This is a genomic window from Bacillus sp. UNC41MFS5 (genome assembly GCF_000686805.1).
Genome location: NZ_KK366020.1, coordinates 209,443 through 233,083 on the forward strand (window position 1 = coordinate 209,443; position 23,641 = coordinate 233,083).

Genomic DNA, 23,641 nt, shown 5'->3' on the forward strand with positions numbered 1-23,641 from the left:
ATAGATGCGTAGAACAAGAATAGTCCCGATTATGTACATGGCACCTGCCTTAATAATGCTAGCCCTATTCGTGTACTATCCTTTAGTACGGAATGTTATTAATGGATTTTATGAATGGAATCCGTTTACTATGGAAAAAAGCTTTGTATCGATTGAAAATTATACACGCCTATTTAAAGATCCTATATTCTTCACGGTACTGAAGAATAATCTCCTTTACGCCGTTATCTCCGTTATCCTCCAGGTTGGGCTTGGATTAGTGATTGCAGCGATTTTAGAAGATAAGATATTCAGGAGATTTTCCACTTTCTTCCGGACCACCTTTTTTATCCCTGTACTCATTTCCATGACTGTAGTTGGGATCCTCTTTAGTTTTATTTACAATCCAGAGGTAGGCTTATTAAATAGCTTTTTAAGACTAATCGGTTTGGAGGAATGGACAAGAGGCTGGCTGGGTGATCCTAATACCGCCATCTATGCAACCATTATGGTTTCCCAATGGCAAAGTATTGGTTATACCGTCATGCTATATGTGCTTGCTGTTCAAAAAGTACCTGGGGAATTATATGAGGCTGCTACGATCGATGGAGCAGGGAAAATCCGGACATTCTTCAGCATTACCGTTCCTCAGGTAAAAGAAATGACGTTTGTTCTATTAATCTATACGGTTACAGGTTCCTTCTTGGTGTTTAGCGAAGTTTACGTATTAACAGGCGGCGGTCCAAGCAACTCATCACAAGTCTTTAGTACGTACTTATACCAGAAGGCGTTTGTTGACAATGAACCAGGATTTGCCTCTTCGATTGCAAACGTAATTCTGGGCATAACGCTAATTTTTTATTTCTTGCAAAATAAGTTCTTAAAAACAGGGGAGGAGTAAAAATGAAGCCGATTGAATCACAGGGAGATTCAGGAATGGTGAGTCCGAACAAAAAAATCGCCAAGTCTTCAAAGATAGGTTTGAATTTCAGAAGTGAAAAGCCAGGCGTATCAATCACTGTTGGATTAATCTTTCTTTTCTTACTCCTTTACTTTGTTGCGATTGCCTATCCTTTGTTTTGGATGGTTGTCAATTCGTTTAAAAATACGGTACAAATTTTTAATGATAGCTGGGGACTTCCGAAAGAATGGCTGTTTTCCAACTACACAACAGCATGGGAGCAAGGGGTTTCAAGCTACTTCGTCAATAGCTTGATCATCACGGCGGGTACGTGTTTGTTGACGGTATTGATTAGTGCTTTATGTGCTTATGGTTTGACGCGCTTTCAGGTCAAAGGCGGAAAATTCCTGCTCCTGTTTGTCTCGGCGGGTCTGATGTTTTCCCCTCAAAGCAGTCTTATTCCACTTTATGAATTAGTCCAAAACATGGGACTTTTCGACACGTATTGGGCTCTGATTTTAACATTTACGGCTTACCGCATTCCATTGACTGTCCTGTTGATTCGCTCCTTCTTCTTATCCATTCCGAAAGAGCTGGAAGAATCGGCCTTTCTGGACGGGGCAACAAGCTTAGATGTATTTGGAAGAATATTCTTGCCGATGAGTAAACCCATTTTATTCACAGGTATCATTTTAACCGCTTATTATGCGTGGAATGAGTTTTTATTTTCCATCCTCTTCATTCAAACCGAAGAGTTAAAGCCGATTACTTCAGGTCTCTTAGTGTTTAAAGATGCGTTAAATACGAACTGGGGTGTGTTAATGGCCGGTTTGGTTATTTCTGCCCTTCCGCTTATTATCATCTTTATTTTCATGCAGAAATATTTTGTCCGAGGTCTGGCTGATGGAAGCGTAAAGGGGTAACCGTGTTGAATCAGTATTGGGGGAATTGTTCCCCCTTTTAGATTTCCTGTTATTGACGAATTAGGGATAAATATCCTATAATTAATATAACGTATTATAACATCTTATAATATATGAGATGAAAGAAAAGGGAGTGGAAGCGATGTTGAATTTTAGCAAGGAAAAGTATTTGCAGGTAACCGGCGGTGCTGTGGGGCTCAGAGAAGAAATCGAGAAGGTTGTCGATAAGGTTTATGAGAAAGGCTTCAAAAATATTTTCTTAATTGGTTCAGGCGGGGCAGTTGCAACTTTTTATCCATTCGAATATATGATCAATTCAACATCGACGATTCCTGCTTATGCGGAAATCGCAGCGGAGTTTGTGCTGCAGAATCATAAACAATTTACAGAAGAATCACTTGTGATTCTATCTTCTTTATCCGGTACAACAGAGGAGACAGTAGCTGCAGCTAAATACTGTAAAGATCGTGGAGCCACTCTGATTGGGCTCACAGGAGAGTACAATAAGCCGCTTGCCGAAACGGTAGATTTTCCTTTAGTTAACTTTGCGGAAAATGATTTCGCCAGTGATTCAAACCAGTTAATTCTCTATTTGTTGATTTTCAAACTAATGAATAAAAATGGAGATTTCCCTAACTATGAAGCCTTTGCGGCACAGTTGGAAGTTCTTCCTGAAAAGCTGATCGAGGTAAAAGAACAGTTTGAAGCAAAGGCAGAGGCGTTTGCGAATGCTTATAAGGATGAGAAATATCATATGGTGGTTGGTTCCGGAACTACTTGGGGCCGTGCCTACTCCTATGCAATGTGTGTATTGGAGGAAATGCAATGGATCAAAACAAAATCCATCCATGCCGCCGAATTCTTCCATGGCACATTGGAGCTGGTCGATGAAGATACAAGCATGATTCTTCTAACAGGTGAAGATGAAACACGCCCGCTGATGGAACGTGTTGAGCGTTTTGCGGAAAAATATACAAAGAAATTAACCATTCTTGATACAAAGGATTTCGAGTTAGACGGGATCAGTGAAGAGTTTAGAAAATATCTAACACCGATTGTGACGTCTACACAACTTCAAAGACTAAGTGTACATTTAGAAGACAAACGCAACCATTCCTTAGAAATCAGAAGATATTATCGTACAGTGACATATTAATAGAATTTATACGGTGTCTGATCTCACTTAGTGTGGGGTCAGACGCCTTTGCTTATATCAACTAGTGGGAGGCTTATATATGAGATTAATAGCAGTAGGAGATAATGTAGTAGACTTTTATGATGATCGCCAAGAAATGTTCCCAGGCGGAAATGCGGTGAATGTAGCGGTATTTTGGAAACGTTATGGGGCAGAAGAGGTTGCCTATATCGGAATTGTCGGGAATGATGAAGAAGGAGAGCATATCGTCCATTCGATAAAGGAGGAAAACATTGATGTCTCAAGGGTTCGCAAAGTATTTGGACCATCTGGTGAGGCAGTTGTCACTTTGGACGAACATGGGGACCGTAAGTTTGTAGGGTCGAACAAGGGTGGAGTTCAAAAGCAGGTGAAATTGAATTTTACCGAAGAAGAACTGGCGTATATCAGCTCATTTGAGTTGCTGCATACAAGTGTGTACAGTCATTTGGAAACAGAACTGCCTCTATTAAGCAAACACATTGATATTTCTTTCGATTTTTCAACAAAGTATGATGATGACTATTTAGAACTGGTTTGTCCTTATGTGAAATATGCGATTTTCTCGGGCGGAGACTTAACGGAAGCCGAATGTGAAGCGTTGATGGTGAAGGTCCATACGGCTGGAACACCGAATGTAATCGTAACCAGGGGTTCGGAAGGATCGTTATTCTCTGATTCACAGCAGGTTTATGAGCATGGAATCGTCGATACCGAGGTGGTTGATACACTGGGTGCAGGCGATACGTTCGTGGCTGTGTTCTTAAAGGAATATGTTCAGCATTCCAATGCCAGGGAAGCGATGGAGAAGGGTGCTGCGGCTGCAGCGGAAACCTGCCAGCGCTTCGGGGCATTCGGCCATGGCAAGAAGCGAGAGAAGAAGATTGTGATTGGGTAAGTCCTATATTCCTGAAGTAACCTGTTCTGTTAAAGAACAGGTTACTCTTTTGAAAAAGGCAGTGTTAAAGCATATTGTTGATTTTGGCACCCTGTTGATTGGAGTGGAAGGCGCGAAGACTCCTGCGGGAGGACGGGGCAGGGGAGACCCCGCAGGAGCGCAGCGACGAGGAGGCTCCCCGGACCGCCCGCGGAAAGCGAAGCGCCTGGAGCGGAAATCAACAGGCAAGTTTACAGAGCGTTGAAAAAAGGGCTAATTCGAGGGAAAATCTTCCTTGTAAGATTCCGGTAAAATAAAAACCCCTCGAGCCATTCTCGAGGAGCTTCTTAATATTAGTATTCCACTTGCCACATATAACGTCTTTTTGATAGTGGGTGGTTGCGGGCTTCTGCCAATTGTTCAGCATAGCGGCGAAGAACATGATTTAGGACAAGTGGTGCGATATATCCTTTAAGTTCTTCATCAATGCCAGTTAAATCTAGATCCTTAGCATCTAGAACAACTAATTTTTCTCCGTATTTCTTAGAGAAATCAAGTGCTCTTTCATCTAAAGGACGAGTCTCATCCAAGCCAAGCAAGATGATGAATGGTACATCTTTATCGATAATCTCGAATGGACCGTGGAAGTATTCACCTGAGTGAACAGCATTGGAGTGGATCCATTGCATTTCCATTAGGATACAAATCGCATAGGAATAAGCAATACCATAGTTGGCGCCGCTTGCCATTGTATAAATGACTTTTTCATCCTTGTATTGTTGGCCGAATTGTTGTGCTTGGCTCGTATATTGCTGAGCTGCTTTTTCAAACACAGCTTGAAGGTTGTTTAAGCTATTGATCATTTTGTCAAACTTATCATTTCCTTCAACTACGTTTAAAACACCAGCTGTTAACTGATAAAGAAGGCCTAAGTTCGTATTGAAAGCAATGGAATCAGTGCCCCACTCGTATTTCACGACAAATTCGCTTTCCTGTGCAAGAGGAGAAGTCGGCTCATTAGTAAAACCAACCGTTAAGGCACCTTTTTCGCGGGCAAATGTTGCTGCCTTCACTGTTTCAGGTGTTGTACCAGACATGGAGCATAGGACAACTAGAGAATTTTCTCCAAGTTTACGAGGGTTGCGGTGAATGAACTCATTAGAGCTGTAAACATCGGAAGTAAGATTGATAGCTTCACGGTCCATTATGTACTTATTTGGATACATAATAGCAGAAGAGCCTCCGCATGCAACAAAATAAACGTGATTGATGGTGCGGCCTTTCAGAGCATCTAATACATTTTGAACCTGTTGATCGACAACTACTTGTGAATTAACCATTTCTTGTTCCTCCTTAAAATCAGTTGTTTAAAAGATGATAATACATTATATAACATTATATTATCTTCCTTTCGTTGAATTGTCAATCTTTTTTGAACATTAAATTTATTAATTCCTTAATAGTTATATCACGTTGATTCATAACGTAATATAATGTTATAATTAAAAAAATACCTTAGTAAAACGAAACAAATTTGATAGCAAGAATGGAAATCTATATACTTAATAGTATCTATGAATAGAAGTTCAGCTATGAAATTCGGAAACCTATAATCCGTTAAAAAAGGCAGGTGAGTCAGATGTTAAAGCAGGATGACCAAATTCCTTTGTATATCCAATTAAAAGAGTCAATACGAAGTTCGATCACAAACGGTCATTTAAAATTCGGAGACAAGATACCGACTGAATTAGAGTTGAGTGAAGAATATAAAATTAGCAGAATCACAGTAAGAAAAGCCATCCTTGAATTGGTGGAAGAAGGCTACCTTGTTAAAAGGCAGGGGAAGGGCACGTTTGTCAACAAAAGGAAAATTGAAAGAAAAATTGTCCATTTTATAAGCTTTAGTGATGCCTGTAAGGCGAATGGCCTGACAGCGAGCAGTAAAGTGATTAAAAAGGAAATTATTCAGCCTACATCCGTGGATAAAAAGATGCTTCAGCTCGACGATGGGGATGCGCTGTTATACATTCAGAGAGTAAGATTTGCCGGTGATTCGCCGATTATGCTGGAGAACAACTATTTTTCCTATAAAGATTATCATTCTTTATTAAATGAAAATTTAGATGGGTCTCTCTATAAAATATTAGAGGAAAAACTGGGTGTGAAACCAGCTGGTTCAAGTGAGCTATCTTTGGAGATAGTCAGGGCCGGAGATGAAGAAATGCAGCTGCTTAATACCTCAAGCGGGGAACCTCTCTGGTACATGGAAACTACGGTCATTGATGAAAACGACCGGCCCGTGCATAGAGGAAAACAGTATATTCTAGGTGATAGTTATAAATTTATCTTGAAGAAATAGCTATTTAGAAAGAAACGATGAAAGCGTTTCGATAAAAAAGCCGAGGATTCTCTTAATGGGAACCTCGGCTTTTTAAATTAAAGATGTTTGATTGGAGCTGGACAGGCTCCCGGGCCGCCCGCGGAAAGCGAACGCCTGGATCGGAAATCAACAAGAAAGTCTATCCTTATACTTCTTCAATTTATAGATAATAGTAGGCTGGCTGATTCCTAAATATTCAGCCATATCGTACGTTGTTTTGCAATCCTTATATGCTCTTGATAATAGCTGGATCTCTACATCTTCCAGCACTTCTTTTAAATTTGTCTTCCTGATATTTTCCATCACAAGGCCCCACGAGGAATCCTTCCTATTTTTCTTTACTTCAAAAGGAAGATGCCCGGGCAAAATCATTTCATCCTCAATGGTCAAGATCAACCGTTCCAACAAATTTTCCATTTCCCGGACATTTCCCGGCCACTCATAGTCTATTAATAGATCATAGGTAGAGGCATGCAATTTTTTCGATTCATGGTATTTGGCATTCAGCAATTGCAGGTAATGCTTTAATAGGATCGTGATGTCATCTTTCCTTTCTTGTAAGGAAGGAATGTGAATCGGAATGACATTTAATCGATAATATAGGTCCAGCCTGAACTTTCCTTCATCCACCATTCGTTTCAAGTCTTGGTTCGTGGCGGTAATAAGCCTGAAATTGACATGACGCTCTTTTTTTCCACCTATTCGCATCAGCTTTCGTTCTTGAATGACCTTTAGCAATTTTACCTGCATGGACAGAGGGAGTTCGCCGATTTCGTCTAAAAATAGTGTCCCTTGGTCAGCTTGTTCAATTAATCCTTGTTTTCCGCTTTTTTGAGCCCCAGTAAACGCACCTGGCTCATATCCGAACATCTCGGATTCAAAAAGCGTTTCGGGTATCGTGCTGCAGTTTACCTCGATGAAAGGCTCCTTATGACGCTCGCTGTGATCATGAATAAATCGGGTAAGTGTACTTTTCCCCACACCGGATTCCCCTAAGAATAAAATCGTGGCATCGGTTGGCGCTACCCGTTGAAGCGTCTTAAAAATTTGCTGCATGCTTGTGCTTCTGAAGAGAATAGGGTGGTCGTTCGCCTCTTTTTCGCGCAGCTCCTCTACTTCTGTTTGGAACCCGGCAATTTTTGCCTGCAGCTGAGTGTATTGCTCCTGCAATTTCACTATCTCTGTTTGGTCCTGGCTGTAGCTGATAACACGGATCAACCGTCCTTCCCTATTAAAAACAGGATAACCGGTCGACATGACCACCTTTCCTGATTTGGTATGCTGCATAATGCGGACAATTTTTTTCTCTTTTATGACGAGCGCATTAATAGAAGGGGAGAGAACTCCTTCTTTTTCCAAATCAAAGACGGACCTTCCAATATACGTGCCGGGATCTAACCCATACATGACCCAATGATCTGGATTGGACCGCAAAATGATGCCATTTTCATCTGTGACAGTAATGTTGTTGTTTGAGGTTTCAATGATTTTATCAAGTTCAAGCAGGAACGTATCGTCCAATCAAAGCCCACCTTCCATCATTGTTGATTAAATTTTCAATTAAATTCGGAGATTAATCAAGAATTAAATTAAAAATGATTAAAAATTAAATTAAATCCACTGGAAAACGTTGATGCTTCTGGCTGAAAAAGTTGGCATGTTTTTTGCATTAATAATGGTAAAGAACGTATTTTTGAAAGGAAGTTAATAAAATGGAAAATTACATTCGCGAGCTAGAAGAATTAGATAAAAAGCATTTTCTACACCCGACTTCACCGATCCAGCAGCAACAGGCAGATGGGCCTGGCTTTATTTTTACAAAGGGTGAAGGAGTATTTTTGGAGGACATTAAAGGAAACCGGGTAATAGATGGAATGTCGTCTTTATGGAATGTGAACATCGGCCATGGCCGTGAGGAAATCGGAAAAGTGGCGATGGAACAAATGTCCCAATTAGCCTTTAATTCTTGTTTTTCCACTTATAGCAATGAACCGGCTATCCGTTTGGCGGCAAAACTCGCTGAAATTGCACCCGGGCATTTATCCGCTGTGTTTTTTACTTCCGGAGGTTCGGAGTCGAATGATACGGCATATAAGCTCGCAAGGCATTACTGGATATTGAAAGGAAAGCCAAGCAAGAAGAAAATCATCACAAGGACAAAATCCTACCATGGCGTGGCGATGGGGGCAACAAGCGCAACAGGATTAAAGCCGTTTCGTGATTTTACCAATTCTTTAGCTCCTGACTTTGACTACGTCGATCATTTTTCGTCATCCGCTTTACGGGAGTTAGTCGAAAAAGAAGGGGCTGAAAATATTGCCGCGTTTGTAGCCGAACCAGTCCAAGGGGCCGGCGGCGTCCATATCGCGCCTGAGAATTATTTCAAAGACATCCGGGAAATTTGCGACGAGCATCAAATTCTGTTTATTACCGATGAGGTCATTACAGGTTTTGGGCGCACAGGTACTTATTTTGGGATTGAGCATTATGGCGTTGTGCCTGATATGATGTGCTTTGCAAAAGGCGTGACAAGCGGGTATGCCCAGCTTGGCGGTGTCATGATATCGGAAAAAATGCATCAGGATTATAAAGAGCTGTCAACGGGAACCTTATTACATGGTTACACGTACAGCGGCCATGCGATGGCTTGCCGTGTCGCTTTGAAAAATCTTGAAATCATCGAGCGGGAAAATCTAATTGAAAATGCCAAACAAATGGGAGCGGAAATGTTAGGAGGGTTTAAACAGCTGCAAAGCAAACATGGGATCATCGGGGAAGTAAGAGCCCTTGGTCTGATGGGGGCGATTGAAGTGGTGAAGGATCAGAAGACGAATGAACGCTTCTCCACTCCATTGGCACCATTGATTGTTTCCGAAGCGGCGAAAAGAGGAGTGGTTGTCCGGGCCGTTGTTTTTGATGGACAGGATACAATCGTTTTTGCTCCGCCATTGATCATCAACCAAGAAGAAATAAGACAAATGATGAACATTTTGTCAGAGTCCTTTTCGGCGGTAGAAAACGCTCAAAATATAACGGTATAAAGTAGGGGATAAGGAAATGAAAAAGGATTTATATATTAATGGGAATTGGGTAGAAGCAAAAAAATATACGTCACTTCTGTCGCCCTATAGCGGCGAAGAAATTGCATGTGTGGCGGCAGCAGAGGAAGATGAGACCAATCTGGCCATCGAAGCAGCTTATCAAGCAAGAAGAACGATGGCGAAAATGCCGAGCCATCAGCGGGCTTTGATTTTAGAAAAGGCGGCCAGACTGCTGGATGAACGGGCTAAGGAAGCGGCAGAGTTGATTGCATTAGAAGCGGCTAAGCCGGTCACCATTGCGATGGGGGAAGTGCAGCGGACCGTTCAGACATATAAGTTTGCCGCTGAAGAAGCGAAACGGATTCATGGTGAGACGCTGCCGCTCGATGCCGCGCCAGGCGGGGAAGGCCGTGTGGCTTATACGGTCCAAGAGCCAATCGGTGTGATTGGAGCGATTACCCCGTTCAACTTTCCGATGAATCTGGTCGCACATAAAGTGGGACCTGCGCTTGCCGCCGGAAATACTGTTGTCCTGAAGCCGGCCAATCAAACGCCGCTGTCAGCCTTTTTTATCGCTCAAATTTTCACGGAAGCCGGATTGCCTGCAGGTGCTCTTAATGTGGTAACGGGCAGTGGTTCCTTGATCGGTGAAATGATTGTAAAAGATGACCGAGTCAGTAAAGTTTCTTTTACGGGAAGCCCGGCAGTAGGGATTGGCATTCGCAACAAAGCAGGGCTAAAGCGAGTTACATTAGAGTTAGGGTCTAACGCCGCAGTCATTATCGACAAAGGCGTGAATCTCGATAAAATTATTGCTCGATGTGTAATGGGCGCCTTTTCTTTCCAAGGGCAGGTGTGTATTTCCTTGCAACGTATTTATGTGGTCGAGGAGCTTTATGAAGCATTTGCGGAAAAATTTGTGGAAAGCACGAAGAGGTTGAAGATTGGCAGTCCGTTGGATCCTTCCACTGATATATCTGCCTTAATCAGCCCAAGGGATGTAGAACGAACCCTTTCCTGGATCGAAGAAGCCAAACAACATGGGGCGAAAATCGCGGTGGGGGGCACAGCCGAAGGCAATGTCTTGCTGCCTACTGTTCTATTAGAGGTTGATTCCTCGCAAAAGGTGTCTTGCCAGGAAGTATTTGCGCCAATTGTGCTGATTACTAAAGTGCAGGATGTGAATGAGGCCATCCAATTCGTCAATGATTCCCGCTATGGATTACAAGCAGGCATTTATACGGAGAGTATCCATACTGCTTTGGATGCGGCAGAAAACCTTCATGTTGGCGGCGTATTAATTAATGATATCCCGACCTTCCGTGTCGATAATATGCCGTATGGCGGCGTAAAAGAAAGCGGAATGGGCCGGGAAGGCGTGAAGTATGCCATTGAAGAAATGATGGAAAAGAAACTGGTTATTTTTAATCGGAATTAATAGACCTTTCTTATTGGTGTAAAAGATACTAATTTCAGCCAGGCACGAAGCCTGGCTTTTTGGCTGTTTTTGGGGTTGATTTTATAAAATGGAAAGTAATTAATTGAATGATTTTTGTGGCATCGCCTAGATGGATCTATTTAAATAATGGGAAAAACAATTACTTGGCCAGTCTTGCGACTGGCTTGTTAGCTGTTGTTTGCTTTGAATCTCGGAATTTTGCATGAATTATACTTATGTGAATATGATTGTAGAGGGACATGTTGAAATAATGTGATATAGGGCTAGGTGAATTACTTTTTTAGAAGAATATAAGGTTGATTTGAAAAATAGATATTTGATGAACTTTTAATGACAAAACTCACTGACATTGTTTACATTTTGTTGTTAAATAGGGGTTGTTGTCGAATTTATTGGGTGTTTGGCGGTTCTTGCGAACCTCATCTAGGGCACGTCATCTTCCGCTACGCTCCAGATCACGTGCATCAAAAGCCTCCCACATAATAGAGTTTGTCAGGTTCGCTCTTGCGTCATCTCTGATGTTATTCAAGGATACTTAATCAGTGAGATCACGCAAACGCTCAGGGGGTGGGACCCGTGTCGACAAGACGAGTTCGGGTGTAAATTGAAATTCTACCCGCCGGATGCTAACGCATCCTGCGCTTCAGCTTTCGCTGAAGCTGGCAAAATTCCCGGTTGAAAGTCTCTTCTGAGAGCGAGCTCTCAAGAGCCTTTCAACCGGGAATTTCGCGGCAGATAGAATTCCAATTTTTATGAAGTAGGCTTGTCGACATGGGTTTGTAACAATGCTATAATGAATTCGGTTACAATATTCATTAGTTTGAAAATTTACAACATTGGAGGGGATGGGCATGGAACTTCTAAATGTATATCAGAATAATTATCTGATTGTTTTTGCGTTTCTATGTCTTGGGGTGCTGCTGCCTGTGGTAGCGTTATTTTTAGGTAAGCTTCTGCGTCCGCATAAACCGAGTGAAGCGAAGTATACCACATACGAGAGCGGTATTGAGCCATTTCACGATTCCCGTGTACAGTTCAATGTACGCTATTATATTTTTGCCCTAATGTTTGTTATTTTTGATGTAGAAACTGTGTTTTTATATCCATGGGCGGTGGCCTATGATAAATTAGGGATTTTTGCGCTAATCGAGATGTTGATTTTTGTTATTATGTTATTAATTGGCCTTGTGTATGCCTGGAAAAAGAAGGTGCTACGATGGAATTAAAACTAGATGGCCTTTCACAACAAGAAATGGCAGAGTTACAGCGAAATGTATTTATGACTACGCTAGAGCAAATTAAAGCTTGGGCCCGAAGCAGTTCGATCTACCCAGTGACATTTGGTCTGGCTTGTTGTGCGATTGAAATGATGGGTGTGGGCGGAGCGAATTATGATTTGGACCGTTCGGGTTCGTTTTTCCGGACGTCGCCGCGTCAGTCGGACTGTATGATTGTGTCTGGAACCGTGACGAAGAAAATGGCACCAATTTTACGAAGATTATATGACCAGATGCCTGAGCCGAAATGGGTCATTGCGATGGGTTCTTGTGCGACAGCAGGTGGGCCGTATGTGAAATCTTATTCAGTCGTTAAGGGAGTCGATCAAATCGTTCCTGTCGATGTATACATACCTGGATGCCCTCCCAACCCAGCCGCTTTAATTTATGGAATCAATAAATTAAAGGAAAAGATTCGCTATGAAGCGAAGACTGGGAAGAAGGTGATCTAACCGATGAGTGGGGAAAAAGATCTTGAACAGTTAAAGAAGGAAGCGGTTGCGAAAGCAAAGGCTGCGGCGGCGGCGAAACGAGCGGCGAAGGCTGCAGGGGAAGCGGCACCAACTTCGATTCAGGAAGAAACGCCGGCCGAGCCAGTTAAAGCCGAAGCATCAGCACCTGCGCCAGCAAATGACGCAGATGATCTAGCGAAAAGAAAGGCCGAGGCAGTCGCGAAGGCAAAGGCGGCAGCCGCAGCGAAACGTAAAGCGATGGAACAAGGCGGCACATCAGTTCCAGCGGAAGATACCGCGCCTGAAGAACCGTCTGCCCCAGCAGACGACAGCGACGATCTCGCGAAGAAAAAGGCGGCGGCGGTGGCGAAAGCAAAAGCAGCAGCCGCAGCGAAGCGTAAAGCGATGGAGCTTGCGGGCGGAGAAGCCCCAGCCGAAGAAACGGCGTCAGCGGAACCAGCAGCAGACGTCGAAGACGATCTCGCGAAGAAAAAAGCAGCAGCGGTAGCGAAAGCGAAAGCCGCAGCAGCAGCAAAGAAGAAAGCAATGGAACTCGCAGGCGGAGAAGCCCCAGCGGAGGACGCTACAGCCGGGGACGATGCGAAGGCAAAAGCAGCTGCAGCGGCTAAGGCGAAGGCAGCGGCGGCAGCCAAAGCAAAGGCAGCAGCAGCGGCAAAAGCCAAAGCAGGCGGAGCCGGAGCAGATGCAGCGGTTGGCGATGACGAGAAAGCAAAAGCGATTGCGGCCGCAAAAGCGAAGGCGAAAGCAGCGGCAGCAGCCAAAGCAAAAGCCGCAGCAGCCGGAAAAGCAGATGACACGGCAGCACCAGCAGAAATGCCATCACCAAATCAGCCATACCTAGACAAATATGTGAAGGTCATAACCGAGCATCTAGGGGCAGATGTTTTAGAAGAATCTTATATTAATAAACTTTCTAAGGATGTTCCAACCCTTGTGGTGAAGCCTGATACATATTTCAAAGTAGCTCAATTTTTAAAATACAATGAGCTGTTAGGGTTTGATTATTTATCCGAACTTCATGGGACAGACTTTGTGACACATATGGAAGTATATGTTCACTTATACTCATACAAAAACCGTCAATCGGTTGCTTTTAAAGTGAAGATTGACCGCAGCGAACCAACAATCGAGTCCTTGCAACCGCTTTGGGCAGGGGCAGAATGGCCTGAGTGCGAAGCATATGATTTACTGGGAATCAAGTTTCCAGGACATCCGGACTTACGACGTATCCTGCTTGGCGAAGATTGGGTTGGCCATCCACTGCGCAAAGATTATGAGCCGTACGACGTGGAGGTGTAACCAATGATCAGAACAGAAGAAATGATATTAAACGTCGGTCCTCAGCATCCAAGTACGCACGGAGTGTTCCGTCTCGTCGTTAAAATTGATGGGGAAATAATTACCGAAGCAACGCCTGTCATCGGTTACTTACACCGTGGGACAGAAAAATTAGCCGAAGACCTGCAATATACGCAGATTATTCCATACACAGACCGGATGGACTATTTGTCCTCCATGACCAATAACTATGTCATTTGCCATGCCGTTGAAACGATGATGGGGATTGAAGTGCCTGAACGAGCTGATTTCTTACGCGTGATTGCGATGGAATTAAACCGGATTGCCAGCCACTTGGTCGCATGGGGTACCTATATCCTTGACCTTGGTGCAACCAGTCCGTTCATTTATGCCTTCCGTGACCGGGAAATGATTATCAATATGCTGAACGAATTATCAGGGGCACGCTTGACCTTCAATTATATGCGCGTTGGCGGTGTGAAGTGGGATGCACCTGAAGGCTGGATTGAAAAAGTAGGCAGCTTTGTTCCTTACTTGCGCGGCCAGCTGAAAGGCTATCACGATTTGGTTTCCGGAAATGAAATCTTCCTTGACCGGGTAAAAGGCATTGGGAAGTATACGAAAGAAGAGGCGATCCAGTATTCACTTAGCGGCCCGAATCTTCGTAGTACCGGCGTGAAATGGGATCTCCGTAAAGATGAACCATATTCTGTCTATAATCGTTTTGAATTTGATGTGCCAACTTCAGAAGAAGGCGATTGCTTGGCCCGCTACCATTTGCGCCTGGCTGAGATTGAACAATCCTTGAATATCCTTGAACAAGCCGTGGAACAATTCCCAGCCGAAGGCCCGATTTTAGCGAAAGTGCCGAAGATTATAAAGGCACCTAAGGGAGAGGCCTTTGTTCGAATTGAATCACCGCGCGGAGAGATTGGCTGCTATATTTATAGCGACGGCAAAAAAGAACCGTACCGCTTAAAGTTTAGAAGACCGTCCTTCTATAACCTGCAAATTCTCCCGAAACTTTTAAAGGGTGAAAATATTGCAAACATGATCGCTATTTTAGGGGCAGTGGATATTGTCCTTGGGGAGGTTGACGGCTAATGATAGAAGAATTGCTCCAGTCAAGTCCGAGTTGGGCTAACTTTGGAATTTTCTTTTTACTCGGCGCTGTCTTGCTTTTAATTGTATTAGGATTCGTTACCTACGGAATTTTAGCAGAGCGGAAAGTCTTAGGTTACATGCAGCTTCGTCATGGTCCAAACCAGGTCGGCGGTAAATGGGGACTATTGCAAACCGTCGCTGACGTTCTCAAGCTGTTACTAAAAGAGGACATCATTCCAAAAGCAGCTGATAAACCATTATTTATCATTGCACCAGTCATTGCCTTCGCACCGTCGTTTATGGTGTTGGCAACCATGCCGTTCACGGATGCCTTTCAGTTCGCTGATATCGGTGTTGGATTACTTTACTACATCGCGGTGAGCGGATTAACCACCTTCGGCATGCTGCTTGGCGGCTGGGCATCGAATAACAAGTACGCCCTCTTAGGAGGTATGCGTGCATCAGCCCAGATGATTTCCTACGAAATCCCGTTAGTTATGTCGGTACTAGGTGTCATTCTTTTAACAGGAAGCTTAAATCTAAATGATATGGTCGAAGCACAAAAGCATGGCTGGTTCATACTCTTACAGCCAATCGGCTTTATTATCTTTTTCATAGCATCGATTGCCGAATTAAACCGGACACCATTTGACTTGCCGGAATCGGAAAACGAGCTAGTTGCTGGATACCACGTTGAATATACTGGATTCCGCTGGGCCTTCTTTATGCTCGCAGAATATGTGTATTTATTCGCAATGTCCGCCCTAATAACCGTTGTTTTCCTTGGCGGATGGCTGGCACCAATCAGCTTCCTAAGCTTTATCCCAGGTGCGGTCTGGTTCGCGGTTAAATTTAGCGTTGTTGTCTTTGTTTATATCTGGCTGCGGGCAACCTTACCGCGTTTCCGCGCCGACAAACTCATGGAATTTGGTTGGAAAGTCCTCCTGCCAATCGCACTAGCGAACATATTCTTAACGGCATTAATTAAGTCACTATTCTTTTAATGGTGCCTTTAACGGTGCCTGACACCAAGCAAGGTGTAGACAGTAGAAATGGTGCCTGACACCAATAACAATCTTTAAAATGTAAAAGGGGTGAAAAACGTGCTTGGATTAGCAAAAGGCTTGAAATATACCCTTAAGAACTTGACTCGCGAAAAGGTTACTTATGATTATCCGAATAAGCCGCTCCCACTTCCAGACCGGTTCCGCGGGATTCAAAAGTTTTATCCAGAGAAGTGTATTGTATGTAATCAGTGCATGAACATCTGCCCGACGGATTGTATTAATTTAACGGGTAAAAAGCATCCGGACCCTGCGAAAAAAGGGAAAATCATTGATACCTATGATATCAACTTTGAAATTTGCATCCTTTGTGACCTATGTACGGAGGTATGCCCGACAGAAGCAATCATCATGACCAATAACTTCGAGCTCGCTGAATACAGCCGTGACATGTTATTTAAAAACCTAGAATGGTTAGATGAAAACGACGAAAACATACGGCAGGTGAATAAACCATGACCTTTTCGGGGGAATTCCTCGCATTTATGGGGCTCGCACTCGTCGCCATTATCGGCGGTGTGCTGCTTTTAAACCTTACCAAGGTTGTTCATATGGTCGTTTCACTGATCTTCACCTTTGTAGCAATCGCTGGTATTTACGTAGTGCTGTCCGCCGAATTTGTGGCCGCAGTGCAAATCTTAATTTATTCCGGTGCCATTACAATCATTATGCTATTTGGAATCATGTTAACGAAGCATAATGATGAACATGAACCGAAAACAGGCAAATGGCGAAAAATCCTTGTCTTCCTAGGAATTGTCGGCTTTGCATTTGCCGTGTATCTTGGGATTTACGATTTCAATATCGAACAGGTACCGACCACCTTGCATGAGAATAACACGATGCAAATTGGTAAAGCACTTTACTCAAAATACATCATTCCATTTGAGTTAACTTCTGTTTTACTATTAGTTGCCCTTGTTGGTTCGATTATCCTGGCGAAAAACGAGAAGAAGGAGGCGGATGATAAATGAGTTCCGTTCCCGCTTCAGCCTTCCTGGCACTTGCACTCATCTTGTTTTGCATCGGTTTATACGGTGCACTGACAAAAAGAAATACCGTAATCGTCCTGATCTCGATTGAATTGATGCTGAACGCCGTGAATATTAATCTCGTCACCTTCAGCAAATATGGAATGGCGCCGTCTATTACAGGTCAAATCTTCGCTCTGTTCGCAATCAGCGTGGCAGCAGCTGAAGCAGCCGTTGGTTTAGCGATCTTAATTTCGCTCTACCGCGCAAGAAAAACCGTCAACATCGACGAAATGGATACGATGAAAAACTAGAAAAACAGATTTTATATTTTTGACTTTCAACAAAATTCGAATGGTGATGTTTGTATCATTCGAAAGGGGATAGTGATAATGATGGAGAATGCATGGCTCATACCGCTTTTCCCGCTATTATCGTTTTTGATCCTTCTTCTTTTCGGGAAGCGACTGAAGGAAGCAAGTGCCTATGTGGGGATTCTCCTCACGCTGGCATCACTTGTCTACTCGATTTTGGTTTTATTCGAGCGCTTCAAAGAGCCGACCTATGTCACGAAATTTGACTGGCTCACGATAGGAGATATGCATCTAACAGCGGGATTTGAAGTGAATCAATTAAATGCATTAATGCTGTTTATCGTATCGCTCGTAAGTTTCTTAGTACATACCTACTCCAAAGGTTATATGCAAGGAGACGAGCGGTTTCCGGTATTCTATGCCTATTTAGGATTATTTACGTTTGCGATGCTCGGGCTGGTCATTTCGCCAAACTTGCTGCAAACCTATATTTTCTGGGAACTTGTCGGTGTCGGTTCCTTCCTATTAATCGGTTTTTATTTTTACAAAGACGAAGCAAAAGCTGCTGCTAAAAAAGCATTCATCATGACCCGTATCGGGGATGTAGGCTTATTTATCGGCATGATTCTGCTATTCTGGGAAACCAAAAGCTTTGAATATAGTGAAATTTTCGCGGCGGTTGACGCCGGCGCGGTGTCAGGCACCATGATCACCTTGACCGCGATCCTGATTTTCATCGGAGCGGTTGGTAAGTCGGGTCAGTTCCCACTCCACACGTGGCTTCCGGATGCGATGGAAGGTCCGACGCCTGTATCGGCGTTAATCCACGCGGCGACGATGGTTGCGGCCGGGGTTTACTTGGTTGCGGCACTATTTCCATTGTTTGAGGCGAGCCATACGGCGCTCCTTACGATCGCTGTGATTGGCGCATTTACGGCGATTTTCGCCGCAAGCATTGGTATTGTGCAAACGGATATCAAACGCGTACTCGCGTATTCGACTGTTTCACAGCTTGGCTACATGATGCTGGCCTTAGGGTCTGCAGGCTATGTGGCGGGGGTATTCCACCTAATGACACACGCATTCTTCAAGGCGCTTCTGTTCTTGGCAGCGGGGTCCGTTATTCACGCGGTACATACACAAAACATCGAAGAAATGGGCGGACTTTGGAAAAAGCTCAAGCTTACCGGACCGTTATTCTTAATCGGTACACTCGCAATCAGCGGTGTCCCAGGACTATCCGGATTCTTTTCAAAAGATGAAATTTTAGTAGCGGCATGGGAAGGCGGACATCCTGTTCTCTTTTTCTTAGCCCTTGCGGCTGCCTTCATGACAGCATTCTATATGTTCCGTTTGTTCTTCCTGGTCTTTACCGGTGAGGCGCGCGGCAACCAAAAGCATGTCCATGAATCGCCATCCAATATGACATTACCAATGGTCGTCCTTGGCGTTCTCGCTGTCATTGCTGGTTATGTTAATACACCGTGGTTCGGTACGTTCCTTGGCGATTGGCTCGTCGATGGCAACGAAGCGTTGGCACACCAAGGCCATGTTGAAGGACCGGCTTGGATCATGATCGCGGCAACGATCGTTTCCTTAGCAGGAATTTTCCTTGCCTACTTGATGTATAACAAGCGTTCCATCGCACGCAACTGGTTAAGCGGTACAGGCGATACGCTGCACACGATATTATTGAACAAATATTACGTTGACGAGTTTTATCAATTGACGGTTGTAGCCTTCACAAAAGGGGTCAGCTATTTCTTACGATTCATTGATGTGTTCCTTGTCGAAGGACTCGTCAAAGGCGTGGTCGGAATCGTTCATGGACTTGGGGCCGCAGGGTCGAAACTGCAATCCGGACAGGTTCAAACGTACGGTGCGGTGGCCTTTATCGGACTCGCGGTTCTCGTCGTCATTTTTGCATTAACAGGGGGGTACTTACGATGAATTTAACATCCGTTCTTTCACTCCTAGTATTCTCCCCTTTACTAGGTATCGTCCTTTTAGCATTTATGCCGAAAACGGCGGAAAAATCAATCAAAACGGTCGGCTTTCTAGCGACCTTGCCGGCCTTGCTGCTGGCCCTGGCTGCTTACCTTCATTTTCAATTTGGTAAGGATCTAGCCGATTTTACGGTCTCAGCCAAGTGGATTCAATTCCATGGGATCAACGCTCCTGAACCATATTTTTCAGTTTACTATGAACTTGGCTTAAGCGGATTTCAGCTTCTGCTCGTTGTCCTGACAGCGGTAGTTGCGACGCTATCGGCAATTGCCGCAGCAAAGTTTGTGAAAAAAGAGTGGAAAGGCTATTTCATGCTGTTTCTGCTCTTAGAGTTAGGAATGCTCGGCGTGTTTACGGCGGAAAACTTAATTCTGTTCTTCATCTTCTTTGAAATCACGCTTATTCCGACCTTCTTCTTAATCGGAAAATGGGGTTATTTTGAAAAAGAAAAAGCAGCCTACAGTTTCTTAATTTATAACGGACTAGGTTCTGCGATTCTATTAATTGTTATTATGATTCTTTTTGCAAAAACAGGATCGACCAATATTAACTATTTAACAGAATTGATGGCGAATCCAAAGGCACCGCTTTCTAGCGATTTGAAAATGGGCTTATTCATTGGCTTTTTGCTAGCGTTTGGTGTGAAACTACCGATTTTCCCATTACACAGCTGGATGTTAAAAGTCCACGTTCAAGCACCGCCATCGGTTGTTATGATCCACTCAGGGATTCTTCTGAAAATAGGTGCGTACGGATTAATTCGTTTTGGAATGGGCATTTTTCCCGAGCAATTCGGGACTCTTGCGACGCTGATTGCTGTCCTTGGAGTGATTAACCTCCTCTACGGGGCGTATCTAGCGTTCATTCAAACAGATTTTAAAATGGTTTTAGCTTATTCATCGATTTCTCATATGGGAATTGTGTTAATCGGACTGGCTGCTATGAATGAGGCTGGGATTCAAGGGGCGATTTTCCAAGTGATTTCGCACGGATTGATTTCCGCGCTGTTGTTCTTCTTGGTCGGCGTCCTGTACGAACGCACCGATACATCACTCATCGAGAATCTCGGCGGAATGGCGAAGGGCATGCCGATTGCAGCTGGTTTCTTGTTGGCTGGCGGGATGGCATCGCTTGGCTTGCCAGGGATGTCTGGATTTGTCAGTGAGTTTATGGCCTTCCTTGGACTTTTCAAAGAAATGCCAGTCATCGCTGCGGTAGGTACGCTCGGTATTATTATGACGGCGGCTTACTTGCTTCGTGCGGTTTTAGGAATCACGTACGGCAAGGCGCATCGTGAATTTACGGGCATCCTTGATTTAAAGGGCGCTGAATTCGTGCCTGTGCTCGTACTTATGCTGTTAATCGTATTAATTGGTGTTTACCCAAGTGTCCTAAGCGCGCCATTAAAAACTACACTTGAAACCATCATGCTAGGGATAGGAGGGTGATGAAGGATGAGTCTTGATACCTTGCAGCAATTTCATTGGAGTGCCATGACACCAGAGTTCATCATCCTTGGTGTATCCGCACTTCTTACACTTTTAGATTTATTTATGCCGAAAAATCAAGATCGAAGAATTCTCGGCTGGATTGGAATTGTCGCGATTATCGCTGCAACCGTGTCCGTACTTAGTTTAGTAGGCGGACCTGTGAGATCGATTTTGGACGATTCGTTCCGCTTAGATAGTTTTGCGATGGGCTTTAAATTATTGCTGTTAGTAGGGGCTGGTCTGGTTATGCTTTTGGCCGTCAGCTACCCAGCGAAGGATGGTTTAGAGGAATATCGCGGCGAGTTTTATTATTTGTTCTTATCTGCCTTGCTCGGCGGCATGATTATGACATCGAGCGGCGATTTAATTACGCTGTTCATCGGCTTGGAATTGTTAACTGTTTCTTCCTATATTTTAGCGGGAATCCGCAAGTATCATTTAGAGTCGAACGAATCTGCAATGAAATACGTCATCAATGGCGGAATTTCCACAGCGATCACGTTGTTTGGGATGAGCTATATCTATGGATTAACCGGCTCAACCAACTTAGTGAAGATTGCGACTACCTTGACACAGGTGGCAGATGGCCAACAGGCTTACCTGTTAACATTGGCATTTTTAATGGTATTTGTGGGGTTAGCATTTAAATTGGGGGCAGCTCCATTCCATATGTGGGCACCTGACGTCTACCAAGGCGCGCCAACTCCGGTTACTGCTTTTCTAAGTGTCGTTTCGAAAACAGCGGGTTTTGTGATTGTGCTTCGAATTTTGTTAACGGTCTTTCTGGCAGCTACTTCGGTCGATGATCCACAAAAGCCAATCCTGCTCCAAATGCAGGATTACCTGGCATTTATCGCCGGAGTAACGATGATTATCGGGAACGTGGTAGCGTTGAAGCAGTCGAACATTAAACGGATGTTTGCTTATTCCAGTATCGCTCATGCGGGGTATATCCTCGTAGCGTTGACAGCGCTGAATTCAAACATCTTTTACTCGATTTGGTTCTACCTGTTGGCGTACTTGCTCATGAACATGGGTGCGTTCGCCATCATTCAGGTCGTTACTGAAAAATCAGGTTCAGCGAAGATTGCTGATTTTGCTGGCTTGTATCGCCGTTCACCTGTGCTTGCGGTCGTTATGGGCATCTTGCTTGTGTCACTGGCAGGTTTCCCGGGCACAGCCGGGTTCATTGGAAAATTAAACATTTTTATCGGCACATTTTCTGGTCCGACACCACATTATGTGCTCGCTTCATTAATGATTGCGACGACGGTGGTTTCATACTTCTATTACTTTGGTGTGATGACACAAATGTTCTTCCGCCCGGCATGTGACGACAGCAAGTTCAAGATTCCAGCTGGCATTTTGATTGTGTTGGTTGTGACGGTCGTCGGTTCGATACTGTTCGGCGTGATGCCGAACTTCGCGTTAGATTTTATGCAAAATAACCTGAACAACCTATCGGACTTTTTCAGTTAGGTTAGGTTGGAGAATTAGGATGCTTTGGGGGAAGCAGCCTGTCAAATTAAAGGGGTATTCATACAGGAAGAAGGAGAGGTTGGGGAGCCTCTTCTTTTTTGCGTTGTGAAAGTGTATTGATGGGCCCTAGACCAAAAAGCTACAACAACGTAACCGTTGCTGCAGCTTTTTTACATCTTTTATTAGAATTTGGTATTCAAGGCTGGATTTCGATCTCTAATGGTCTGGTAACGGTCTTCTACGTTATCAGGGGTTGGTTCCACGTCTATCGGAGCCTCTTGCCCCATATCCTTATCAGAGTGGTCTCTTTTATTGACTAGGACGAGAATCTTACCCTCCTCAACGGACTCTTGATAATATTTGGCGTCATCGTCTGGAATTCCAAGTCCGATCAGTGCACCGGCTAATCCGCCTACACCTACACCTGTCAAAGCACCCACTATGCTTGCCGCGACGGGACCTGCGGCGACAACCGCGCCTATACCTGGGATGGCAAGAGCGCCAAGTCCTGCTAATAATCCGGTTGCACCACCAATGGCTCCACCTGTAAGTGCACCAGTGGCAGCGGTGTCTTCAACGGCAGTGCCTGTTTCTTCTGTGATGGTATCCAAATGATTATGATCCTTACCGATTACACTAATTTCTGATTTATCGTATCCCCATTTTATCAGATCTTCAATAGCGGCAATCGCCTCTTGTTCCGATTGATACACACCTACAATGTTTTTCCCGTGCTTGTCCATTTTTTCTCCTCCTCAAATATTTGTGGATTAAAAAATGCTATTTTGATAGTTTATCCTTCACTTCGCCTACGCCTTCTTTTACTTTACCTTTGGCTTTATCCATTTTTCCTTCCACTACCTTTGAGTCATCATCTGTTAAGCGACCCCATTGCTCTTTCGCTTCACCTTTCACCTGATCAACATTTCCTGACAATTTATCTTTATTCATATTGTTTAGCCTCCTAGTATTAGTTATCTAATTCGTCTTTTTTTTCGCCATCGCTCACACCATTATCTTGATCTACTCCATCACCAACACCGTCCTCTTTTAATTTTTTCTCCACATTATTCACTGCCTCTTCCATGTTCTGCTTCGCATCGTCCATTGTTGCGTTAGCTTCCTTTTTTGTATCATTGTCTACTGCATCTTTTTGTTGTCCATCACTAATCCCGTTATCCTGGTCGACTCCATCTCCACATCCAGCTAATCCACCGAATGTGAGGGACACAGCCAATCCGCCGACTAATAACAGTTTCTTCCTACCGATATTCATTGGTACCTCCTCCTTCTAATGGAATATCTTTTAGAAGTGCAAGTCTGCCTTGCATATTGGTTATATTCCCGCTGATAAGGACTTGAAACCTCATTTTTTCCTAAGAGGGCCTTCCACTGGGTTCCGAATGATATTCCTTCTATTAAATGGCCT

At 43.9% G+C, this 23,641-nt stretch carries 24 protein-coding genes; 19 read left to right on the top strand and 5 right to left on the bottom strand.

Annotated elements, in window-relative coordinates:
- Window positions 1–4 precede the first annotated feature (4 nt).
- The 5 genes from BR30_RS0129740 to BR30_RS37080 all read left to right on the top strand — a co-directional run bounded on the left by BR30_RS0129740 (window position 5) and on the right by BR30_RS37080 (window position 4,119).
- Window positions 5–880, top strand: a complete 876-nt coding sequence (locus BR30_RS0129740) for a carbohydrate ABC transporter permease (RefSeq protein ID WP_026568226.1) — start codon at window positions 5–7, stop codon at window positions 878–880.
- A gap of 2 nt (window positions 881–882) precedes the next feature.
- Entirely contained in the window at window positions 883–1,803 is a 921-nt protein-coding gene (locus BR30_RS0129745) for a carbohydrate ABC transporter permease (RefSeq protein ID WP_026568227.1), read from the top strand.
- A gap of 142 nt (window positions 1,804–1,945) precedes the next feature.
- Window positions 1,946–2,959: an SIS domain-containing protein gene (locus BR30_RS0129750; RefSeq protein WP_026568228.1), complete on the top strand. Its 1,014-nt coding sequence runs from the start codon at window positions 1,946–1,948 to the stop codon at window positions 2,957–2,959.
- A 79-nt stretch (window positions 2,960–3,038) separates the two neighbouring features.
- The gene (locus BR30_RS0129755) at window positions 3,039–3,875 is read left to right on the top strand and encodes a PfkB family carbohydrate kinase (RefSeq protein WP_026568229.1); all 837 of its coding nucleotides are present in this window, start codon (window positions 3,039–3,041) and stop codon (window positions 3,873–3,875) included.
- Window positions 3,868–4,119, top strand: a complete 252-nt coding sequence (locus BR30_RS37080) for a hypothetical protein (RefSeq protein WP_026568230.1) — start codon at window positions 3,868–3,870, stop codon at window positions 4,117–4,119. The genes BR30_RS0129755 and BR30_RS37080 overlap by 8 nt, the downstream gene beginning before the upstream one ends.
- An 88-nt stretch (window positions 4,120–4,207) precedes the next feature.
- Here the strand turns inward: BR30_RS37080 and BR30_RS0129765 are convergent, their stop codons facing one another.
- The gene (locus BR30_RS0129765; protein ID WP_026568231.1) at window positions 4,208–5,194 is read right to left on the bottom strand and encodes an SIS domain-containing protein; all 987 of its coding nucleotides are present in this window, start codon (window positions 5,192–5,194) and stop codon (window positions 4,208–4,210) included.
- A gap of 299 nt (window positions 5,195–5,493) precedes the next feature.
- On the opposite strand from BR30_RS0129765, the gene BR30_RS0129770 reads away from it, so the two are divergent.
- Window positions 5,494–6,213, top strand: coding sequence for a GntR family transcriptional regulator (locus tag BR30_RS0129770; protein WP_035446368.1), 720 nt, complete (start codon window positions 5,494–5,496; stop codon window positions 6,211–6,213).
- Between the two features lie 147 nt (window positions 6,214–6,360).
- Here BR30_RS0129770 and BR30_RS0129775 read toward each other — a convergent pair whose 3' ends face one another.
- Window positions 6,361–7,755: a sigma-54 interaction domain-containing protein gene (locus BR30_RS0129775; RefSeq protein ID WP_026568233.1), complete on the bottom strand. Its 1,395-nt coding sequence runs from the start codon at window positions 7,753–7,755 to the stop codon at window positions 6,361–6,363.
- A gap of 191 nt (window positions 7,756–7,946) precedes the next feature.
- On the opposite strand from BR30_RS0129775, the gene BR30_RS0129780 reads away from it, so the two are divergent.
- From BR30_RS0129780 to nuoN, 13 genes are all read left to right on the top strand, one after another.
- Entirely contained in the window at window positions 7,947–9,275 is a 1,329-nt protein-coding gene (locus tag BR30_RS0129780; protein ID WP_026568234.1) for an aminotransferase family protein, read from the top strand.
- Between the two features lie 16 nt (window positions 9,276–9,291).
- Window positions 9,292–10,713: an aldehyde dehydrogenase family protein gene (locus BR30_RS0129785; RefSeq protein ID WP_026568235.1), complete on the top strand. Its 1,422-nt coding sequence runs from the start codon at window positions 9,292–9,294 to the stop codon at window positions 10,711–10,713.
- Between the two features lie 872 nt (window positions 10,714–11,585).
- Window positions 11,586–11,960 carry an NADH-quinone oxidoreductase subunit A gene (locus BR30_RS0129790; protein WP_026568236.1) on the top strand — a complete coding sequence of 125 codons (375 nt, stop codon included), beginning with the start codon at window positions 11,586–11,588 and terminating at the stop codon, window positions 11,958–11,960.
- Complete coding sequence (locus tag BR30_RS0129795; RefSeq protein ID WP_026568237.1) at window positions 11,951–12,463, top strand: NuoB/complex I 20 kDa subunit family protein; 513 nt, start codon at window positions 11,951–11,953, stop codon at window positions 12,461–12,463. The genes BR30_RS0129790 and BR30_RS0129795 overlap by 10 nt, the downstream gene beginning before the upstream one ends.
- Window positions 12,464–12,466: 3 nt before the next feature.
- A complete protein-coding gene (locus BR30_RS0129800) occupies window positions 12,467–13,783 on the top strand; it encodes an NADH-quinone oxidoreductase subunit C (protein ID WP_026568238.1) in 1,317 nt (438 codons plus the stop codon).
- Window positions 13,784–13,786: 3 nt separating this feature from the next.
- Window positions 13,787–14,887, top strand: a complete 1,101-nt coding sequence (locus tag BR30_RS0129805; protein WP_026568239.1) for an NADH-quinone oxidoreductase subunit D — start codon at window positions 13,787–13,789, stop codon at window positions 14,885–14,887.
- Entirely contained in the window at window positions 14,887–15,891 is a 1,005-nt protein-coding gene (gene nuoH / locus BR30_RS0129810; RefSeq protein WP_026568240.1) for an NADH-quinone oxidoreductase subunit NuoH, read from the top strand. The genes BR30_RS0129805 and nuoH overlap by 1 nt, the downstream gene beginning before the upstream one ends.
- Before the next feature lie 99 nt (window positions 15,892–15,990).
- Complete coding sequence (gene nuoI / locus BR30_RS0129815) at window positions 15,991–16,410, top strand: NADH-quinone oxidoreductase subunit NuoI (RefSeq protein ID WP_026568241.1); 420 nt, start codon at window positions 15,991–15,993, stop codon at window positions 16,408–16,410.
- Window positions 16,407–16,925 (top strand): NADH-quinone oxidoreductase subunit J, encoded by a 519-nt coding sequence (locus BR30_RS0129820; protein ID WP_026568242.1) that lies wholly within the window; start codon window positions 16,407–16,409, stop codon window positions 16,923–16,925. Before nuoI ends, BR30_RS0129820 begins: the two co-directional genes overlap by 4 nt.
- Entirely contained in the window at window positions 16,922–17,236 is a 315-nt protein-coding gene (nuoK, locus tag BR30_RS0129825; RefSeq protein WP_026568243.1) for an NADH-quinone oxidoreductase subunit NuoK, read from the top strand. The genes BR30_RS0129820 and nuoK overlap by 4 nt, the downstream gene beginning before the upstream one ends.
- A 78-nt stretch (window positions 17,237–17,314) precedes the next feature.
- Window positions 17,315–19,186, top strand: coding sequence for an NADH-quinone oxidoreductase subunit L (nuoL, locus tag BR30_RS0129830; RefSeq protein ID WP_026568244.1), 1,872 nt, complete (start codon window positions 17,315–17,317; stop codon window positions 19,184–19,186).
- Window positions 19,183–20,691: an NADH-quinone oxidoreductase subunit M gene (locus BR30_RS0129835; protein ID WP_026568245.1), complete on the top strand. Its 1,509-nt coding sequence runs from the start codon at window positions 19,183–19,185 to the stop codon at window positions 20,689–20,691. Before nuoL ends, BR30_RS0129835 begins: the two co-directional genes overlap by 4 nt.
- A gap of 6 nt (window positions 20,692–20,697) precedes the next feature.
- The gene (nuoN, locus tag BR30_RS0129840; protein ID WP_026568246.1) at window positions 20,698–22,212 is read left to right on the top strand and encodes an NADH-quinone oxidoreductase subunit NuoN; all 1,515 of its coding nucleotides are present in this window, start codon (window positions 20,698–20,700) and stop codon (window positions 22,210–22,212) included.
- Between the two features lie 182 nt (window positions 22,213–22,394).
- Here the strand turns inward: nuoN and BR30_RS34860 are convergent, their stop codons facing one another.
- Genes BR30_RS34860 through BR30_RS34870 form a run of 3 tightly spaced genes read right to left on the bottom strand, consistent with a single transcriptional unit; the run spans window position 22,395 to window position 23,488 of the window.
- Complete coding sequence (locus BR30_RS34860) at window positions 22,395–22,955, bottom strand: general stress protein (protein ID WP_051633845.1); 561 nt, start codon at window positions 22,953–22,955, stop codon at window positions 22,395–22,397.
- A 37-nt stretch (window positions 22,956–22,992) separates the two neighbouring features.
- Window positions 22,993–23,163: a CsbD family protein gene (locus BR30_RS34865; RefSeq protein WP_035446370.1), complete on the bottom strand. Its 171-nt coding sequence runs from the start codon at window positions 23,161–23,163 to the stop codon at window positions 22,993–22,995.
- A gap of 19 nt (window positions 23,164–23,182) precedes the next feature.
- Window positions 23,183–23,488, bottom strand: a complete 306-nt coding sequence (locus BR30_RS34870; protein WP_035446372.1) for a hypothetical protein — start codon at window positions 23,486–23,488, stop codon at window positions 23,183–23,185.
- Window positions 23,489–23,641 lie beyond the last annotated feature (153 nt).

What these genes read in the sequence shown, in the direction of transcription:
- BR30_RS0129740 (WP_026568226.1), top strand. Translation starts at nt 5, where the DNA reads ATGCGTAGAACAAGAATAGTCCCGATTATGTACATGGCACCTGCCTTA.
- BR30_RS0129745 (WP_026568227.1), top strand. Translation starts at nt 883, where the DNA reads ATGAAGCCGATTGAATCACAGGGAGATTCAGGAATGGTGAGTCCGAAC.
- BR30_RS0129750 (WP_026568228.1), top strand. Translation starts at nt 1,946, where the DNA reads ATGTTGAATTTTAGCAAGGAAAAGTATTTGCAGGTAACCGGCGGTGCT.
- BR30_RS0129755 (WP_026568229.1), top strand. Translation starts at nt 3,039, where the DNA reads ATGAGATTAATAGCAGTAGGAGATAATGTAGTAGACTTTTATGATGAT.
- BR30_RS0129765 (WP_026568231.1), bottom strand. Translation starts at nt 5,194, where the DNA reads ATGGTTAATTCACAAGTAGTTGTCGATCAACAGGTTCAAAATGTATTA.
- BR30_RS0129770 (WP_035446368.1), top strand. Translation starts at nt 5,494, where the DNA reads ATGTTAAAGCAGGATGACCAAATTCCTTTGTATATCCAATTAAAAGAG.
- BR30_RS0129780 (WP_026568234.1), top strand. Translation starts at nt 7,947, where the DNA reads ATGGAAAATTACATTCGCGAGCTAGAAGAATTAGATAAAAAGCATTTT.
- BR30_RS0129785 (WP_026568235.1), top strand. Translation starts at nt 9,292, where the DNA reads ATGAAAAAGGATTTATATATTAATGGGAATTGGGTAGAAGCAAAAAAA.
- BR30_RS0129790 (WP_026568236.1), top strand. Translation starts at nt 11,586, where the DNA reads ATGGAACTTCTAAATGTATATCAGAATAATTATCTGATTGTTTTTGCG.
- BR30_RS0129795 (WP_026568237.1), top strand. Translation starts at nt 11,951, where the DNA reads ATGGAATTAAAACTAGATGGCCTTTCACAACAAGAAATGGCAGAGTTA.
- BR30_RS0129800 (WP_026568238.1), top strand. Translation starts at nt 12,467, where the DNA reads ATGAGTGGGGAAAAAGATCTTGAACAGTTAAAGAAGGAAGCGGTTGCG.
- BR30_RS0129805 (WP_026568239.1), top strand. Translation starts at nt 13,787, where the DNA reads ATGATCAGAACAGAAGAAATGATATTAAACGTCGGTCCTCAGCATCCA.
- nuoH (WP_026568240.1), top strand. Translation starts at nt 14,887, where the DNA reads ATGATAGAAGAATTGCTCCAGTCAAGTCCGAGTTGGGCTAACTTTGGA.
- BR30_RS0129820 (WP_026568242.1), top strand. Translation starts at nt 16,407, where the DNA reads ATGACCTTTTCGGGGGAATTCCTCGCATTTATGGGGCTCGCACTCGTC.
- nuoK (WP_026568243.1), top strand. Translation starts at nt 16,922, where the DNA reads ATGAGTTCCGTTCCCGCTTCAGCCTTCCTGGCACTTGCACTCATCTTG.
- nuoL (WP_026568244.1), top strand. Translation starts at nt 17,315, where the DNA reads ATGATGGAGAATGCATGGCTCATACCGCTTTTCCCGCTATTATCGTTT.
- BR30_RS0129835 (WP_026568245.1), top strand. Translation starts at nt 19,183, where the DNA reads ATGAATTTAACATCCGTTCTTTCACTCCTAGTATTCTCCCCTTTACTA.
- nuoN (WP_026568246.1), top strand. Translation starts at nt 20,698, where the DNA reads ATGAGTCTTGATACCTTGCAGCAATTTCATTGGAGTGCCATGACACCA.
- BR30_RS34860 (WP_051633845.1), bottom strand. Translation starts at nt 22,955, where the DNA reads ATGGACAAGCACGGGAAAAACATTGTAGGTGTGTATCAATCGGAACAA.
- BR30_RS34865 (WP_035446370.1), bottom strand. Translation starts at nt 23,163, where the DNA reads ATGAATAAAGATAAATTGTCAGGAAATGTTGATCAGGTGAAAGGTGAA.
- BR30_RS34870 (WP_035446372.1), bottom strand. Translation starts at nt 23,488, where the DNA reads ATGAATATCGGTAGGAAGAAACTGTTATTAGTCGGCGGATTGGCTGTG.